Source organism: Phenylobacterium sp., assembly GCF_036723115.1.
Lineage (GTDB): Bacteria > Pseudomonadota > Alphaproteobacteria > Caulobacterales > Caulobacteraceae > Phenylobacterium.
The window spans coordinates 1-16063 of the sequence record NZ_DAIMHV010000060.1 but is presented as its reverse complement, the minus strand read 5'-3'; the positions used below and the strand labels follow the sequence as shown (position 1 = coordinate 16063).

Annotated in this window: 14 protein-coding genes; 6 read left to right on the top strand and 8 right to left on the bottom strand. The window is 69.0% G+C overall.

What is annotated here, in order from left to right; translation table 11 throughout:
• Nucleotides 1-640 (top strand): sensor histidine kinase (locus V7D28_RS08205; protein WP_333586894.1); only part of this gene is annotated, 640 nt, incomplete at its 5' end.
• On the opposite strand, the gene V7D28_RS08200 is transcribed toward V7D28_RS08205, so the two are convergent.
• Both V7D28_RS08200 and V7D28_RS08195 read right to left on the bottom strand, forming a co-directional pair.
• Nucleotides 612-1337, bottom strand: coding sequence for a Crp/Fnr family transcriptional regulator (locus tag V7D28_RS08200; RefSeq protein ID WP_333586893.1), 726 nt, complete (start codon nt 1335-1337; stop codon nt 612-614). The genes V7D28_RS08205 and V7D28_RS08200 overlap by 29 nt on opposite strands.
• Nucleotides 1338-1476: 139 nt before the next feature.
• Complete coding sequence (locus V7D28_RS08195) at nt 1477-2283, bottom strand: undecaprenyl-diphosphate phosphatase (RefSeq protein WP_333586892.1); 807 nt, start codon at nt 2281-2283, stop codon at nt 1477-1479.
• 162 nt (nt 2284-2445) lie between these two features.
• On the opposite strand from V7D28_RS08195, the gene V7D28_RS08190 reads away from it, so the two are divergent.
• The gene (locus V7D28_RS08190; protein ID WP_333586891.1) at nt 2446-2844 is read left to right on the top strand and encodes a YciI family protein; all 399 of its coding nucleotides are present in this window, start codon (nt 2446-2448) and stop codon (nt 2842-2844) included.
• Entirely contained in the window at nt 2841-4157 is a 1317-nt protein-coding gene (locus V7D28_RS08185) for an RNA polymerase sigma factor (protein WP_333586890.1), read from the top strand. The genes V7D28_RS08190 and V7D28_RS08185 overlap by 4 nt, the downstream gene beginning before the upstream one ends.
• Nucleotides 4158-4211: 54 nt before the next feature.
• Here the strand turns inward: V7D28_RS08185 and V7D28_RS08180 are convergent, their stop codons facing one another.
• The 5 genes from V7D28_RS08180 to V7D28_RS08160 form a co-directional block, all read right to left on the bottom strand.
• Nucleotides 4212-5348, bottom strand: coding sequence for an acyl-CoA dehydrogenase family protein (locus V7D28_RS08180; RefSeq protein ID WP_333586889.1), 1137 nt, complete (start codon nt 5346-5348; stop codon nt 4212-4214).
• A 33-nt stretch (nt 5349-5381) separates the two neighbouring features.
• Nucleotides 5382-6575 carry an acyl-CoA dehydrogenase family protein gene (locus V7D28_RS08175; protein ID WP_333586888.1) on the bottom strand — a complete coding sequence of 398 codons (1194 nt, stop codon included), beginning with the start codon at nt 6573-6575 and terminating at the stop codon, nt 5382-5384.
• Nucleotides 6576-6606: 31 nt separating this feature from the next.
• Nucleotides 6607-7821 carry an acyl-CoA dehydrogenase family protein gene (locus tag V7D28_RS08170; RefSeq protein WP_333586887.1) on the bottom strand — a complete coding sequence of 405 codons (1215 nt, stop codon included), beginning with the start codon at nt 7819-7821 and terminating at the stop codon, nt 6607-6609.
• Nucleotides 7822-7892: 71 nt separating this feature from the next.
• The gene (locus V7D28_RS08165; protein ID WP_333586886.1) at nt 7893-9101 is read right to left on the bottom strand and encodes an acyl-CoA dehydrogenase family protein; all 1209 of its coding nucleotides are present in this window, start codon (nt 9099-9101) and stop codon (nt 7893-7895) included.
• A gap of 71 nt (nt 9102-9172) precedes the next feature.
• On the bottom strand, nt 9173-10396 hold the full coding sequence (locus V7D28_RS08160) for an acyl-CoA dehydrogenase family protein (RefSeq protein WP_333586885.1): 1224 nt from the start codon (nt 10394-10396) through the stop codon (nt 9173-9175).
• 165 nt (nt 10397-10561) lie between these two features.
• On the opposite strand from V7D28_RS08160, the gene V7D28_RS08155 reads away from it, so the two are divergent.
• Nucleotides 10562-12244, top strand: a complete 1683-nt coding sequence (locus V7D28_RS08155) for a bifunctional lysylphosphatidylglycerol flippase/synthetase MprF (protein ID WP_333586884.1) — start codon at nt 10562-10564, stop codon at nt 12242-12244.
• Here V7D28_RS08155 and V7D28_RS08150 read toward each other — a convergent pair.
• Entirely contained in the window at nt 12241-12456 is a 216-nt protein-coding gene (locus V7D28_RS08150) for a hypothetical protein (RefSeq protein WP_333586883.1), read from the bottom strand. The genes V7D28_RS08155 and V7D28_RS08150 overlap by 4 nt on opposite strands.
• Nucleotides 12457-12677: 221 nt before the next feature.
• Here V7D28_RS08150 and V7D28_RS08145 point away from each other — a divergent pair, with 221 nt between their 5' ends.
• Both V7D28_RS08145 and V7D28_RS08140 read left to right on the top strand, forming a co-directional pair.
• Nucleotides 12678-15737 (top strand): SEL1-like repeat protein, encoded by a 3060-nt coding sequence (locus tag V7D28_RS08145; RefSeq protein ID WP_333586882.1) that lies wholly within the window; start codon nt 12678-12680, stop codon nt 15735-15737.
• 67 nt (nt 15738-15804) lie between these two features.
• Nucleotides 15805-16063: TSUP family transporter (locus tag V7D28_RS08140; protein WP_333586881.1), on the top strand; the 259-nt coding region annotated here is incomplete at its 3' end.

Below are 16063 nucleotides of genomic sequence, written 5' to 3'. Positions count from 1 at the left end.
GCTTAGTGCAGGCTTGCGGGTCAAGGGTGGGGGCGAAATGGCCGGGGAAGGCGAAGGACAGGCGCGCGAGGCGGTTTCAGAAATCCGCCATCGGTCGGCCAACACCCTGCAGCTCCTGGCCACCCTGGCGCGGATGCGGGGGCAGAAGACGGTCGAGCCGGAAGTCCGCCGTCAGATGTCCTGGATCGCCGATGCCATCGGCGCCTTGGGCGCGCTGGAGCGGCACCGGGTCGCCGACGGCGTCGATTTCGGCGCCTATCTCGCGGAGATGGCTCAGATCTGGCGTCGCCGCCAGGCTGCGCCCCCCGCCGAGATCGAGATCGACTGCGGAAGCCTGATCGTCCGTGACCAGACCGCCTCGACCCTGGCCCTGGTGGTGGGGGAACTGGTGGGCAACGCCCTGCAGCATGGGGTCCCCGTATCCGGACCCCATCGGGTGACGGTTCGGGTGGCGCCCGGGGAGGGCGACATGATGCGGCTCGTCGTCGAGGACTCCGGCCCAGGCCCGGCGGGCGGGGCGCCCCGGGAGCGCTTCGGACTCTGGTTCGTCCGCAGCCTGGCCAGTCAGGTGCGCGGATCCCTCGACTACGCCGCCGTTCCCGGGGGCGGGACTAGGATGGTCCTGAACTTTCACCGTTAAGGCCCGGCCCCTCGCCCGGCGCCCCATGTCCGCAGGCGCGGCGCACGACGCCGTAGCACTCGCAGGCGCAGAGCTCGAGGGCCTGACGATCGACCACCTCGATCTGGCCCCGCCGGTAGCGGATGGCGCCGCGGGCCTGCAGATGGCGGGCCACCGCGGTGATGGTGGTCCGCTGCACGCCCATCATGTCGGCCAGATACTCCTGGGTGAGGCGCAGGACCTGACCAGGCAGGCGATCCTGAAAGGACAGCAGCCAGCGGCACAGCCGCTCTTCCACCGAGTGAGACGCGTTGCAGGCGACTGACTGCGCGGCCTGGATGTAGAGCGCCTCGGAATTGAGGTCCACCAGGGCGCGCAGCCGCTGATCGTGGGGCCAGACCTCCTGCATCACGCTGGCCGATACGCGGATGGCCCGGGTTGGAGCCTGGACTACCGCCCGCACCAGGGCCGTCCGCGGTCGCAGGGCCGCGGGCAGCCCCACGGCGCCTTCATTGCCCACCATGCCACATTCGATCGCCCCGCCGTTCTCCAGCAGGGTCATGAGGGAAATCACGCCGCTCAAGGGAAAGAGCACGTGCTCGACGGGGTCGCCGGCCTCGTGCGCCGTGCGCCCCCGCTCCATGTCGACCACCACCATATGCGGCGCCAGCCGGCTCGCCTCGGCCGGGGGCAGGGCCTCAATCAGCCTGTTCTTCAATGGGAGTTGAGGCCTCTGTATCGAGAATCGGAACACCGTCGCGGGACGGCGAGTCAAATTATCGAGACAGCTTGAGCGGGACTGTCGAGCACTCGACACTCCCTGTCAGTCCGTGTGGAAATCGCTTGGTCGGGCGAATTCAGCGCATGAGCAGATAGGTCATGGCCGCCCCGCCCAGCACGATGCGGTACCAGGCGAAGGGCGCGAACCCGTAGCGACCCACCACCGCGACCAAGCTCTTGACCACCGCCAGGGCAGTGAGGAAGGCCACCAGGAAGCCGATGCCGATGGCGGTGAAGTCCTCGAAGTTCAGCAGGTCCCAGGACTTGTAGAGGTCATAGACCGTGGCTGCGAGCATGGTGGGCGCGGCGAGGAAGAAGGTGAACTCCGCCGCGGTCTTGCGCTCCACCCCCATCAGCAGGGAGCCCATGATGGTCGCCCCGGACCGAGAGACGCCGGGGATCATGGCCATGCACTGCATCAGGCCGATCAGCAGGGCGTTCTTCCAGGACAAGGCCTCGATGCGCATGATGCGGGCCTGGGGCGCCAGGCGCTCGATGACCAGGATCGCCACCCCGCCCAGGATCAGGGCCACCGCCACGATCATGGGAGATTCCAGCATGAACTTGATGCCGTCATAGGCGAAGACACCGATGATCATCGCCGGGACGATGGCCAGCAGGATGTTGCGCGCAAAGGCGATGTCGTCGGCTCGGCCCTGCAGCACGCCGAGGCCGGCGTTCCAGAAACGCTGGAAATAGACCACCAGCACGGCCAGGATCGCGCCCAGCTGCACCACGATCTTGAAGGTCGACTCGCCCGGCCCCTTGAAGCCCAGGAGCTCGCTGGCGAGGATGAGGTGGCCTGTGGACGAGACGGGCAGGAACTCCGTCACCCCCTCGATGACGCCCAGGAGGATGACGCTCCACAGTGAATCCTGGTCCACGCCGACGCTCTCCCCCTGTGATGGCCTGGCGCCCCGATAGCGAGTTTTACCCCCCTTGGCGAGGGCGCGCGGCGCCCGAGGCGGGGCGGGCTGGTCTTTCTGTTCGTGAGGGTGTCGTCTGCGCCGGCCCCTGCGCGTCCTTTGTCTGCTTTAGGAGATTCCATGCTCTACGCCATTCTTTGCTACCACTCCGAGGCCGTGGTCGGCGGCTGGTCGGCCGCGCAGGACGCCGAGGTCATGGCCAGGCTCGACCTCGTGCACCAGAAGCTGGCGGCGGAGGGTCGGCTGGGGCCTGTGGCGCGGCTTCTGCCCACCTCGGCGGCGACCACCCTGCGCAAGGACACCGACCCGCCCCTGGTGCTGGATGGCCCCTTCGCCGAAACCAAGGAACAGCTCCTGGGCTTCTACATCGTCGATTGCGAGAACCTGGATCAGGCCCTGGAGGCGGCGCAGGAGCTGGCGAAGGCCAATCCCGGGGGCGCCTATGAACTGCGGCCGGTGGGTCTGTTCCACGCCAGCCAGCTGCCTCCGGGCCATCCATCCGCCGACGGCGCCCGGTGAGCGACCTGGCCGCCTGGATCGACGGGGTGCTGGCCGGCGCCCGGCCCCAGGCCATGGCGGCCCTGCTGCGCTATTTCCGCGACCTCGACACGGCCGAGGAGGCCTTCCAGGAGGCCTGCCTGCGGGCCCTGCGCACCTGGCCGGACAAGGGACCGCCGCGGGACCCCACCGCCTGGCTCGTCATGGTGGGGCGCAACGCCGGTGTGGACGGCGCCCGGCGGCGGGCGCGGGAAACCACCCTGCCCGAAGAGACCCTGGTTTCCGACCTGGAGGACGCCGAGGCCGACCTGGCCGAGCGGCTGGACGGCGCCGACTACCGGGACGACGTGCTGCGCCTGATGTTCACCTGCGCCCATCCCGACCTGCCGGCGACTCAGCAGATCGCGCTGGCCCTGCGGATCGTCTGCGGGCTCACCGTGCCGCAGATCGCCCGCGCCTTCCTGGTGGGGGAGGCGGCCATGGAGCAGCGCATCACCCGCGCCAAGGCCAGGGTGCGTCGCTCCGGCGCCAGCTTCGAGACGCCAGGAGCTGTGGAGCGTGCCGAGCGGCTGGCGGCCGTGGCGGCCATGATCTACCTGGTGTTCAATGAGGGCTATTCCGCCAATCCGGTGGAGACGCCCGAACGGGCCAGCCTGTGCGGCGAGGCGATCCGCCTGGGGCGGCTGCTGCTGCGCCTCTTTCCCGCCGAGCCGGAAATCCTGGGCCTGACCGCCCTGATGCTGCTGCAGCATGCCCGCACCCAGGCCAGGTTCGACGCCGAGGGTCAGGTGATCCTGCTGGACGATCAGGACCGCCGGGCCTGGAACGGCATGATGATCGCCGAGGGGCTGGCCCTGGTGGACAAGGCCGTGCGCCAAGCCCGTCCCGGTCCCTATCAGATCCAGGCGGCCATCGCGGCCCTCCACGCCCGCGCCGCCCGTCCCGACCAGACCGACTGGCCGCAGATCGCCGGGCTCTATCAGGCGCTGGAGCGGCACATGCCCTCGCCGGTGGTGACCCTCAACCGGGCCGTGGCGGTGTCGAAGGTCGGGGGGCCTGAGGCGGCCCTGGAGCTGATCGAGCCCCTGGCCGATCGGCTGTCGGCCTATTTCCATTTCCATGGGACCCGGGGCAGTTTTCTCATGCGCCTGGGTCGGGCGGCGGAGGCGCGCGAGGCGTTCGACCGCGCCGTGGCCCTGGCCGGCAGCGCCGCCGAGGCCGCCCACATCCGCCAGCAGATCGACCGGCTCAAGGCCGAGGCCCAGGAGGAGGCCGCGCCGGCTCCTCAAGCCGCCGGCCAAGAAAAAACCCCCGGCGCGAAGCCGGGGGTTTGACGTCCTTGCCTGGTCTCGCCGGTGGCGTCCTAGCCCCGGCGAGACCCCGCAGGATCAATAGCCCTGGATACGGGCGTAACGGTCGCGGTGATAGGACTGGCTGCCATAGGCCGCCTCGGCCGCACGGGCGCGCTTCAGATAGAAGCCCGCGTCGTGAGCGTCGGTCATGCCGATGCCGCCATGCATCTGAACCATCTCGTTGGAGACGAGGTGGAAGACGTCGCCCATCTTGGCCTTGGCCAGGCTCACCAGTTCCGGAACGTCCGGGGTGTCGGCGTCGATGGCCTGCAGGGCGGCTTCGACGGCCGAACGGGCCAGTTCCAGATCGGTGAACATCTTGGCCGCACGGTGCTGCAGGGCCTGGAACGAACCGATCACCTGGCCGAACTGCACGCGGACCTTGAGGTAGTCCAGGGTGGTTTCGAAGGCCTGGAGGGCCGAGCCGAGCATTTCGGCGGCCAGACCCGCGCGGGCGCGGTCCAGGGTCTTCTCCAGCAGCGGCCAGCCCTTGTCGACTTCGCCCAGGACGGCGTCCGCACCCACTTCGACGCCGTCGAAGGTGATGTTGGCCGCGCCGCGGCTGTCGGCCAGGTGCAGGCGCTTGCGCGACACGCCCTTGGCGTCGGCCGGGACCAGGAACAGGGTGATGCCGTCGGTGTCGCCCGGCTTGCCCGAGGTGCGGGCCGAGACGATCAGCAGGTTGGCCGCCAGGCCTTCCAGCACGAAGGACTTGGCGCCGGTGAGCTTGTAGCCCGCGCCGGACTTCTCGGCCTTCAGGGCGACCTTTTCCGGGGCGTGATGAGCGCCTTCGTCCACGGCCAGCGTGCCCACGACTTCGCCACCGGCGATCTTGGGCAGCCATTCGGACTTCTGCGCGTCAGAGCCGCCCAGCACCAGGGCCGAGGCCGCGGCGAGGCCGGAGGCCAGCAGCGGGGAGGCGGTCAGGGTGCGGCCGGTTTCCTCCAGGATCAGGCCCATGGAGAGGTAGCCGAAATCCGAGCCGCCGAAGTCTTCGGGGATGATCACCCCGGCCCAGCCCATCTCGGCCATTTCGTTCCAGGCGTTGGCGTCGTAGCCCAGTTCCACCCCGCTATCGCGCATTTTGCGGAAGGCGGTGACCGGCGACTTTTCCTGGACCCAGCTCTTCGCGGCGTCGCGGAGCATCGTCTGTTCTTCGTTGAGAACGGCCATATTATTGATTTCCCTATAAAAATTCGATGACGCTTATTTCGGATCGGGCAGGCCGAGGATCCGCTTGGAGATGATGTTGTTCTGCACCTCCTGCGAACCGCCGTAGATGGTCGTCGCCTTGCCGCCCAGCCAGCCGCGCACGGCGGCCAGTTCCTCAGCGGTGAAGTCGTCGCCTTCCCAGCCCAGGCCTTGGTGGCCCATGAGTTCGATCGTCAGCTCGGCGCGGTCCTGCATCCAGCGGGTGCCGGCGTTCTTCATGATCGAGGTCGCCGCCGAGGGACCGGCGTTGGCCTTGGATTCCGCCATCGCCCGCAGGGCGGTGAGCTGGAAGGCCCGGCCGTCGATCTCGTTCATGATCACGCGGGTGCGCAGATCGCTGTCGGCCAGACGGCCGGCTTCGTCGGTCCCAACATATTCCTTGGCCAGCTTGACCAGGGAGCGGCCGCCGCCGCCGCCGCCGCCGGCGCCCGACAGGCCCGAACGCTCATGCTGCAGCAGGCGCTTGGCCACCGTCCAGCCGCCGTTCACCGGGCCGACCACCTGGTCCTTCTCGACCCGGACATTGGTCAGGAAGGTTTCGCAGAAGGGCGAGTTGCCGGCGATCAGCGGGATCGGGCGAACCTCGACCCCGGGGGTGTCCATGGGGAACAGCACGAAGGAGATGCCTTCATGCTTCTTGGTGGTGTCGGTGCGCACCAGGCAGAAGCACCACTGGGCCCACTGGGCGCCGGAGGTCCAGATCTTCTGGCCGTTGACGATGTAGTGGTCGCCCATGTCCTCGGCGCGGGTCTGCAGCGAGGCCAGGTCCGAGCCGGCGCCCGGTTCGGAGAAGCCCTGGCACCATTGCAGTTCGCCCCGCACGATCGGGGGGATGTGCTGCTGCTTCTGGGCCTCGGTGCCGTACTCCAGCAGGGTCGGGCCGAACATCATCACGCCCATGCCGCCGATGGGGTTGTAGGCGCCCACGCGGCCCAGCTCCTGCTGGATGATCCGGGCGTGGGCCGGCGTCAGACCGCCGCCGCCATACTGGGTCGGCCAGGTGGGGACGCCCCAGCCCTTTTCCCCCATGGCCTTGCGCCAGGCGTCCATGTCCGGGGTGGGCTCGGTGCGCTCTTCGCGCATCATCATGCCGCCCTTGCCCTTCAGGGACTTGGGGAAGTTGGCTTCGATCCAGTCCCGCGCTTCCGTGCGGAAGGCGTCCAGATCAGAGCCGCCAAAGTCAGCCATAAAAATTCTCCTTGAAAATCAGGTTTCTAAATCACTTGGCCGCGGTGGGGTCCGGCAGGCCGAGGATGCGTTTGGAAATGATGTTGTTCTGCACCTCGTTGGAGCCGCCATAGATCGACCCCGCCTTGCCCGAAAGCCAGCCGCGCACGGCCGCCAGTTCGTCGGCCGTGAAGTCGTCACCCTCCCAGCCCAGGCCTTGGTGGCCCATGAACTCCAGGGTCAGTTCCGCCCGTTCCTGCGCCACTTTCATGTTGGCGTTCTTCATGATCGAGGTGGTGGCCGACGGGCCGGCATTGCCCTTGGCTTCCTGGGCCGCGCGGCGGACCGTCTGCTGCAGGGCCTTGAGGTCCATGTCGTTCATCACGATGCGGGTGCGCAGGTCCGGATCGGCCAGGCGGCCCTGTTCGTCCTCGCCCACATACTTCTTGGCCACCAGGCCCAGGGCCTCGCGCTTGCCGCCGCCGCCTTCGCCGGCCCGGCCGCCCATGCCGCTGCGCTCGTGCTGCAGCAGGCGCTTGGCCACGGTCCAGCCGCCGTTCAGCGGGCCGATCAGGTTCTCCTTGGGCACCTTCACGTCGGTGAAGAAGGTTTCGCAGAAGGGCGAGGAGCCGGCGATCAGGCGGATCGGGCGGACCTCGACCCCGGGCTGATGCATGGAGAAGACCACGAAGGAGATGCCTTCATGCTTCTTGGTCTGGTCGGTGCGGACCAGACAGAAGATCATGTCGGCCCACTGGCCGCCTGAGGTCCAGATCTTCTGGCCGTTCACCAGGAAGTGGTCGCCCTTGTCCTCGGCCTTGGTCTGAAGGGAGGCCAGGTCGGAGCCCGCGCCAGGCTCAGAGAAGCCCTGGCACCAGCGCACCTTTCCGGTGACGATGTCGGGGATGTACTTCTTCTTCTGATCTTCGGTGCCGTATTCCAGCAGGGTGGGACCGAACATGCCCACGCCCATGCCGCCGATGGGGTTCCAGGCGCCGATGGCGGCCATTTCCTGCTGCAGCACCCGGGCTTCGTCGCGGGAGAGGCCGCCGCCGCCATACTGGGCCGGCCAGGTGGGGACGCCCCAGCCCTTCTCGCCCATGCGGTCGCGCCAGGCGAGCACGTCGCCTTCCAGCTTGGCGCCGCCGGCCAGGGCCTGGGTCTGGGCCTCTTCATTCTTGGCCAGGGACTTGGGGAAATTCGCTTCCAGCCACTCACGCGCCTGGGTGCGGAAAGCGTCGAGATCGGCTCCGCCAAAATCAGCCATGAATATTCTCCCTAAAATTCATTATGTTAGTATCTATTATAGCACGGAGTATGCCGGCCGGGGAGTCACCGTCACTTCGGATCCGGCAGGCCCAGGACCCGCTTGGAGACGACGTTCAGATTGATCTCCGAGGTGCCGCCCTCGATGGAATTCCCCTTCGACCGCAGCCAGGCCCGGACCAGGGCCAGTTCCGGCTCGGCGAAGCCATCGCCGTCCCAGCCGAGCCCCTGGTGGCCGAGAGCCTCGACCATCAGCTCATTGCGGTCCTGGGCGATCTTGGCCCCGGCATATTTCATGATCGAGGTGGCCGCCGACGGGCCGGCGTTGGACTTGGCCTCATCGGCCGCCCGGCGGACGGTGAGCTGGAAGGACTGCGCCTCCATCCGATGCTCGATGATCCGCCGCCGCAGGTCGTGATCGGCGATCCGCCCGGTTTCGTCCACGCCCACATATTGCTTGGCCGCGTCCTGCACGCTCAGCACGGCCGCGGGCGCGCCGATGTTGCCGCCGCCCAGCCCGGCCGAAATGTTGTCGCGTTCGAACTGAAGCAGGCGCTTGGCCACCGTCCAGCCGCCGTTCAGCGGGCCGAACAGCTGGTCCTTGGGCACCTTCACGTCGGTGAAGAAGGTTTCGCAGAAGGGCGAGCCGCCATTGATCAGGCGGATCGGCCGCACCTCAACCCCTGGTGAAGTCATGTCGATCAGCAAGAAGGAGATGCCCTCATGCTTCTTGCTGGTGTCGGTGCGCACCAGGCAGAAGCACCAGTCGGCGAGATTGGCGCCCGAGGTCCAGATTTTCTGGCCGTTGACCAGATAGTGGTCGCCCTTGTCCTCGGCCCGCGTCTGCAGCGAGGCGAGGTCGGAGCCGGACCCCGGCTCGGAATAGCCCTGGCACCAGCGGACGGCGCCGGTGACGATGCCCGGCATGTGCTGGCGCTTCAGGGCCTCTGTCCCATACTCCAGCAGGGTGGGGCCGAACATCATCACGCCCATGCCGCCGATGGGGTTGCGCGCCCCGATGGCGGCCATTTCCTTGGCCAGAACCCCGGCCTCCTGGCGCGAGAGCCCGCCGCCGCCGTACTCTTTGGGCCAGGTGGGAACGCCCCAGCCCTTGGCGCCCATGCGCTCACGCCACAGACGGGCCTCGGCGCTCTCCTCGCCGCCGCTCATCTTCGCGGTCTGAGCGACGGGGTCGCCCGCCAGGCTCTTGGGGAAGTTCTCCTCGAGCCAGGCCTTGGCCTCGCCGCGGAAGGTCTCCAGGTCGCCGCCAAAATCGGCCATGTGAAATCCGCCTTTAAAAATCGTCGCATTCGGCCGGGCGAAAATGCGCCCGGCCCCGTCGCAGGGTCAGTCTATTTCGGGTCGGGCAGCCCCAGCACGCGCTTGGAGATGACGTTGAGGTTCACCTCGCTGGTGCCGCCCTCGATGGAATTGCCCTTGGACCGCAGCCAGCCGCGCACGGCCAGCAGCTCGCCGCCCTTGTAGTCGTCGCCTTCCCAGCCCAGGCCCTGGTGGCCCATGGCCTCGACCATCAGCTCGGAGCGCTCCTGGGCGAAGGTGGCCGCCGCATACTTGATGATCGAGACCGCCGCGCTGGGACCGCCGCCGGCCTTGGACTCCGCCGCACTGCGGGCGATGGTCAGACCCAGGCACTGCATGTTCATCTTGTTCAGCGTGATGCGCTGGCGCAGATCACTGTCGGCCAGGGCGCCGCTTTCGTCAGCGCCGACATAGGTCTTGGCCAGCTGGCCAAGATCGCCCGCCGCGCCGCCGGCCCCGCCGCCGCCGCCGAAGCCGCCGGAAATGTTCTGGCGCTCGTACTGCAGCAGGCGCTTGGCGATTTCCCAGCCGCCATTGACCTTGCCGACCAGGTTCTCCTTGGGGACCTTCACATCGGTGAAGAAGGTCTCGCAGAACGGGCTTTCGCCGGAGATCAGCTGGATCGGGCGGGTCTCGACGCCCGGTGTGCGCATGTCGATGAGGACGAACGAAACGCCCTCATGCTTCTTCGTCGTGTCGGTGCGCACCAGACAGAAGCACCAGTCGGCCTTGTCGGCGTAAGAGGTCCAGATCTTCTGGCCGTTGATCAGCCAGTGGTCGCCCTTGTCCTCGCAGCGGGTCTGGAGGGAGGCGAGGTCCGACCCCGCGCCGGGCTCGGAATAGCCCTGGCACCAGCGGATTTCGCCGTTGATGATCTTGGGCAGATGTTCCTGCTTCTGGGCCTCGTTCCCGTACTCCATCAGGACCGGGCCCAGCATCCAGACGCCGAAGGAGGCCAGCGGCGTGCGGTAGCGGCCGGCGGCCATCTCCTGTTCGACGATCCGGGCCTGGGCGGGCGTCAGACCGCCGCCGCCGTACTCGGCCGGCCAGGTCGGGGCGGTCCAGCCCTTGCGGGCCACCTTGCGCATCCAGGCGATCTGCGGGTCGTTGGACCCCTCGAACCGACGGCCGCCCCACATGGCTTCCGGATCGACCTTGGCGGACGGGTCGCGAAGTTCGGCGGGATACTCCGCCTCAAGCCAGGCCCGGACGTCCGACCGGAAGGTGTCGAGGTCTCCGCCGCCGAAGTCGGCCATGGCTGTCTCCCTTGTCCTGGAACCTGATGATTTTCGCGCGCCACATTAGCGCCGGGCGCGGGCGGGGCAAGACGGGCTTGAACACTTGTTTAAGGCCGCGGGCTCACAGCGGGCGTCGAATCCAGTCTATATGGACGCAAGCAGGCGACCGGGACGCACGACCTCATGAAGCTCTTGCGCGAACTGCGGCCGGCGGCCATGGCCGTCGCCCCGCTGACCGCAGCGGCGCTGACCCTCGCCGCCGGCGTCATGCTGATCGTCTCGGCCGCCACCCCGTCCGTGCCCCGCCGCTTCCTCCTGCTGGTGGAGATGGCGCCCGTCCTGCTCATCGAGCTCAGCCACTTTCTTTCCAGCGTCCTGGGCCTTGTGCTGATTCTCCTGGCCTTCGGCCTGCGCGCCCGGCTGGACGCCGCCTGGATCGCCACCATGGTGGTCCTGGCGCTCTCCCTGCCGCTCACCCTGCTCAAGGGCATCGTCTGGGAGGAGACGGCCTGGCTGGCCGCCCTGATGCTGGCGCTGGCGCCCTTCCGCGCGGCTTTCGGCCGCACCGCCCGGCTTTCGCGGATGGAGATCACGCCGGGCTGGATGATCTCGGCTGCGGCCCTGCTGGCCGGGGCGGGGATCCTGGGGGTCTGGTCGTTCCAGAATGCCGACTACGGCCATCGCAGCTGGATCAGCGTGATGGTCGAGGACGACGCGGCCCGCGCCATCCGCGGGTGGGTGGGGGCGGCTCTGGCGCTGATGGCGTTCGGCCTCTGGCGACTCTTCGCCTCGGCGGCGACGCCCCGGGTGGTCAATACCGGCGATGCGGAGTTCGAGCGCGTGCGCGCCATCCTGGCCAAGGCGCAGGCCGCCGAGCCCAGCTCCAACCTGGCGCTCCTGGGCGACAAGCGCTTCATCTTCTCCCAGAGCGGCGAGACCTTCCTGATGTTCGGGGTGCGCGGGCGCTCCTGGATCGCCCTGGGCGCTCCTGTGGGCCGACGGGACGAACGGCTGGAGCTGCTCTGGAGCTTCCGGGAGATGGCCGACGCCCATGCCGCTCGCCCTGGCCTTTACGCCCTGGGTCCTGAGGACCTGCCCGAGGTGGTGGAACTGGGCTTCTCGCTGCAGAAGATCGGCGAGGCGGCCATCGTGCCCCTGGAGACCTTCTCGGTGGAGGGGCGCAAACGGGGCAATCTGCGCCGCGCCTGGCGCAAGGCCGGCGAGGAGGGCGCGACCTTCGAGGTCCTGCCGCCGGGCGGCGCCTATCCGGTGATGGACGATCTTCAAAGGGTCTCCGACGAGTGGCTGGACCACCATGCCGGCGGTGAAAAGGCCTTCACCATGGGGGCCTTCAAGCCGGCCTATGTGTCGGAATTCCCCATCGCCGTGGTGCGGCAGGAAGGGGTGATCGTGGCCTTCGCCACCCTCTGGATCACCGGCGGGCGGACGGCCTTCTCCATGGATCTGATGCGCTATTCCGACGCCGCGCCGAAGAACATCATGGACTATCTGTTCATCGAGCTGATCGCCTGGGGCAAGGCCCAGGGCTATCACGCCTTCGAGTTCGGCATGGCTCCCCTGGCGGGGCTGGAGGACCGGCCCTTCGCCCCCATCATGTCCCGGGTCGGCCGGCTGCTGTTCGAGCGGGGGGAGGAAATCTACAACTTCCAGGGCGTGCGAAAGTACAAGGACAAGTACGATCCTCTCTGGCAGCCGCGCTATCTGGCCGCGCCGCACAAGTGGGCCATTCCCCTCCTGCTGGCCGATGTGGGGCTGCTGTCCTCCGGGGGGATGGCGGGCCTCACCAAGCGGCCCAAGCGGGTCGACGCGCCGGCGGCCCCCGAGGCCTCGCGGAGCGCGACCTAATAGACGGGTCCGCGCCCGGTGGTGACGCCCATCAGGTTCACCAGATGCACCAGGATCACGATCAGGCCCGCGGCCCCCATCAGCATCAGAAAGCGATAGGGGATCAGCCGCGGTCCGCGCCGCAGGTCCGGCGGTCGCGCGCCGCGCCAGGCGGCGAACAGGGTCAGCGCCAGCAGAACGGCGCCCAGGCCCAGGGTGAGGGTAAGGCTCATTCCGCTCCCCTAGCCCACGGCGCGGGCGGCGGCAAACCGTCTCGATGGGCGGACCTTAACCTATCGTTAACCCTCGGCGCCGTTCAGCTCTTCAGCCTGGGCGCCCTGCGCCCGCGTCATCCACAGCTCATCGGCCTCAACGCTATATCTAGCGTTAACGCCGCGTTTACACCCCTAGAATCGGTGGCTAGCGTCCGGGGTGGGGTAGGAGATTTGATTCGATGACGGCGGCGACGCCATGGAGCGTCAAGGGGATTGACCCAAAGGCCCGGGAGGTCGCCAAGGACCTGGCCCGGCGCTCGGGCATGACCCTGGGCGAGTGGCTCAATCGCATGATCCTGGACGACGAGGGACCGGAAGACGCCGTCTCCGAGGCCGACCTCGCGCGCCGTCCGCCCGCCGCCTATTTCGAGACCCAGCGCCGCGGCGAGGACGCTCCCCGCCGGGTGGAGGCCGCCGAGCACCCCGCCGATGAGATGGGCCGCATCGCCATCGCTCTGGACCGTCTGAGCGAGCGTCTGGAAGCCTCCGAAAGCCGCACGGGCCTGGCCATCAACGGAGTGGAGCACTCCGTCCGCGCCGCCCTGGCGCGCATCGAGGCCGCCGAGCGCGAACACATCGCCGTGGCCGCCCGCTTCGAGGGCGCCGTGGAGGAGGTGGCCGGCCACCAGACGCGCCTGGGCGAACGCCTGCGCCGGGTGGAAGCCGAGGCCGTGGGACCGCGTTCGGCCGAGGCTCTGCGCGCTCTGGAAGGCGCCTTGGGCAAGGTGGCCAATCACCTCTATGAGGGCGAAACCCGCACCCGCGACATGCTGGGCGCCCTGGAGGCGCGGATGGAACGGGTGGAGGCGCAAGGGGGCAGCGAGTCCCCTGGCCTCATCGAGGAGGTGGTCGGCCGGGTCTCCAACCGGTTGAGCGAGGCCGAGGCCCGCACCGCCGAGGCCCTGGAGAATCTGCGCCATTCCTTCGCCAGCCTCGATGGCCGGTTGAACGCGGTGGAGGGCGGCGAAGCCCCGGGCATCGATCGCCGGCTCGAGGAACTGGCCGCCCGCCTGACCGAGCGCGTGGAGGCCGCCCGGGTCGAGATGACCCAGAAGCTGCACGCCTCCGCCGACGGTCGCTTCGACCGCATGGAGCGGCGCCTGGGCGAGATGACCGAGCATGTGCGCGCCGCCGAGCAGCGCTCGGCCCAGGCCATCGAGGCCATGGGGCGCGAAGTGCTCAGCATGGCCGAGAACCTGAACCGGCGCGTTCAGGCCGCCGAACACCACAGCGCCCAGGCCATCCAGTCGGTGGGCGGCGAGATGGCGCGTATCGCCAGCGCCGTGGAGGCCAGGCTCGGCCGTTCCGACACCCTGCACGCCGAAGCGCTGGAGCGCCTGGGCGGCGAGATCGCCAAGATCACCGAGCGCCTGGGAGAGCGCATCGCCAGCTCCGAGCGCCGCTCGGCCCAGGCCATCGACGACGTGGGCGATCAGGTCGCCCGGGTCACCGAACGCCTGAACCAGCGCCAGGAACGCACCGCCGAGGACTTGGCCGAGCGGATCCGCCAGAGCGAAGAGCGCACCGCCCGTCTGCTGGAGGAGGCCCGGGAGCGGATCGACCGGCGGCTGGCTGAGACGTCCCGGTCGATCGAGGCTCCGGCCGCCGCTGAGCCCAGACCGGCGGCTGACGCTTTGGCCCCCGCGCCCGCCCCTGCGGCGGAACGCGCCGTGACCGAGACGGCCTTCGGCCTGGAAGATTTCGCCGGCTTCGAGCCCTCGGCGCCTTCGACCGCGGTTCCGGAGATCGAGCCTTTCGCCTCCCCCGAGGCCTTCCCGGCGGCCGGTTCGCGCCTGGAGCATGACCGTCCGCCGCTGGAGCCCGAGGACTTCGAGGCGGCCGACGGCTTCGGCCGCGCGCCGCCGCAGGCCGAGCGCCCCCAGGCCCTGGCCGCCGAACTGTCCCACAGCCCCTTCACCGCCGATGACCGTCGCGCGACGGCGGGCCTGGCTCCGGCCGCCCTCGCCGAACCCTTCGACGCGCCCCGGGTGCGGGGCGGCGTCGAGACGGACCTGGCTGCGGACGACGACTTCGGCTTCGACGAAGACGCGGGTCCCGCCCCCCGGACAGAGGCGCCGGCTCGCGAGCTCTCCACGCGGGAGGTGATCGCCCAGGCCCGAGCCGCAGCCCGGGCCCAGCCCGCCGCCGAAGGCAAGGGCCGCAAGGCCAAGTCCAAAGGCAAGATCAAGAGCCTGCCGGAAGACAAGGCCGGCGGCGCCCTGTTCTCCGGCTTCTCCGTGCGGCCGAAGAAGCGCGCGGGCTCCACCCTGCAGACCGCCCTGCTGATTTCCGGCGGCGCGGCCTTCCTGGGCATGGCGGCCGGCGGCATGGTTCTGATGAGCGGCGAGGGCGGCGGCGACCTGCCCGCCCGGGTGGCCAGCGCCGTGACGGCCAGCTCCGAAGACGGCCCGGTCGCTGTCGAGGGCGCGCCCCCGGCGGAGGGCGAGTCCCTCGAACTGGCCGAGGAGGCGCCCGCCAGCTCTGCTGAGGACCTGGCCGCGGCCTATGCCGACGCCGTGGGTCAAGTGGAGTCCGGCGCCGGGGCCGGAGTCGCTGAGCTGCGCCGCGTGGCCAATCTCGGCTACGCCCCGGCGCAGTTCTATCTGGCCAAGCTTTACGAGCAGGGCGAGCGCGGCATCGCCAAGGACATGGCCGAGGCGCGCCGCTGGACCGAGCGGGCGGCCCAGGGCGGCGATCGCAAGGCCATGCACAACCTCGCCCTCTATTACTTCGAAGGGGTCGGCGGACCCAAGAACTCCACCACGGCGGCCCAATGGTTCCGCCGGGCGGCGGAACTGGGCCTGGTGGACAGCCAGTACAATCTGGGCCGGCTCTATGAAGAGGGCTTCGGGGTCAGCCAGAATGCGGCCGAAGCCTATAAGTGGTTCCTGATCGCGGGCGAGGCCGGCGATTCTGATGCTGCGGCCAGCGCCGAGCGGGTGAAATCGGGCCTGTCGCCCGCGGCTCAGGCCGTGTCGGAGCGGGCGGCGGCGGCCTTCAAGCCGACGGTTCCGGCTGCGGCGGGCGCCGTGGCCACGGCGGCGTCCACGACGCCAGCGGCGGTGCAGACCGCCCAGCGGGCGCTGTCGCGCTTGGGATATTATCAGGGCCCCACCGATGGGGTGGCTTCCCCGGCCTTGCGCCTTGCAGTCGCCGCCTACCAGCGCGATCAAGGGATGGCCGCCACCGGCGCCCTCGACCAGACGACGGTTTCGAAGCTCTCCGTCTTCACCCGTTGAGGTCCGCCGGCGCGGCCGGTTTACGGGCGCGACCGTCTCGCGCCCCTGGTGAGTGAGGCGCGGCGGCGTGGATATCTACCTGCCCATAGCAGAGGTCTCGGTGAACGCCGGGATTCTGATCCTGCTGGGGGCGGTGGTGGGCTTCATCTCCGGCCTGTTCGGCATCGGCGGCGGCTTCCTCATGACCCCCATCCTGCTTTGGATGGGCATTCCGCCGGTGGTGGCGGTGGCCAGCGAGGCCAACCACGTGGCCGCCTCCTCGGCCTCCAGCGTCATCTCCTACAGCCGACGACGGCAGGTGGACTTCCGCATGGGCGGCGTCCTGG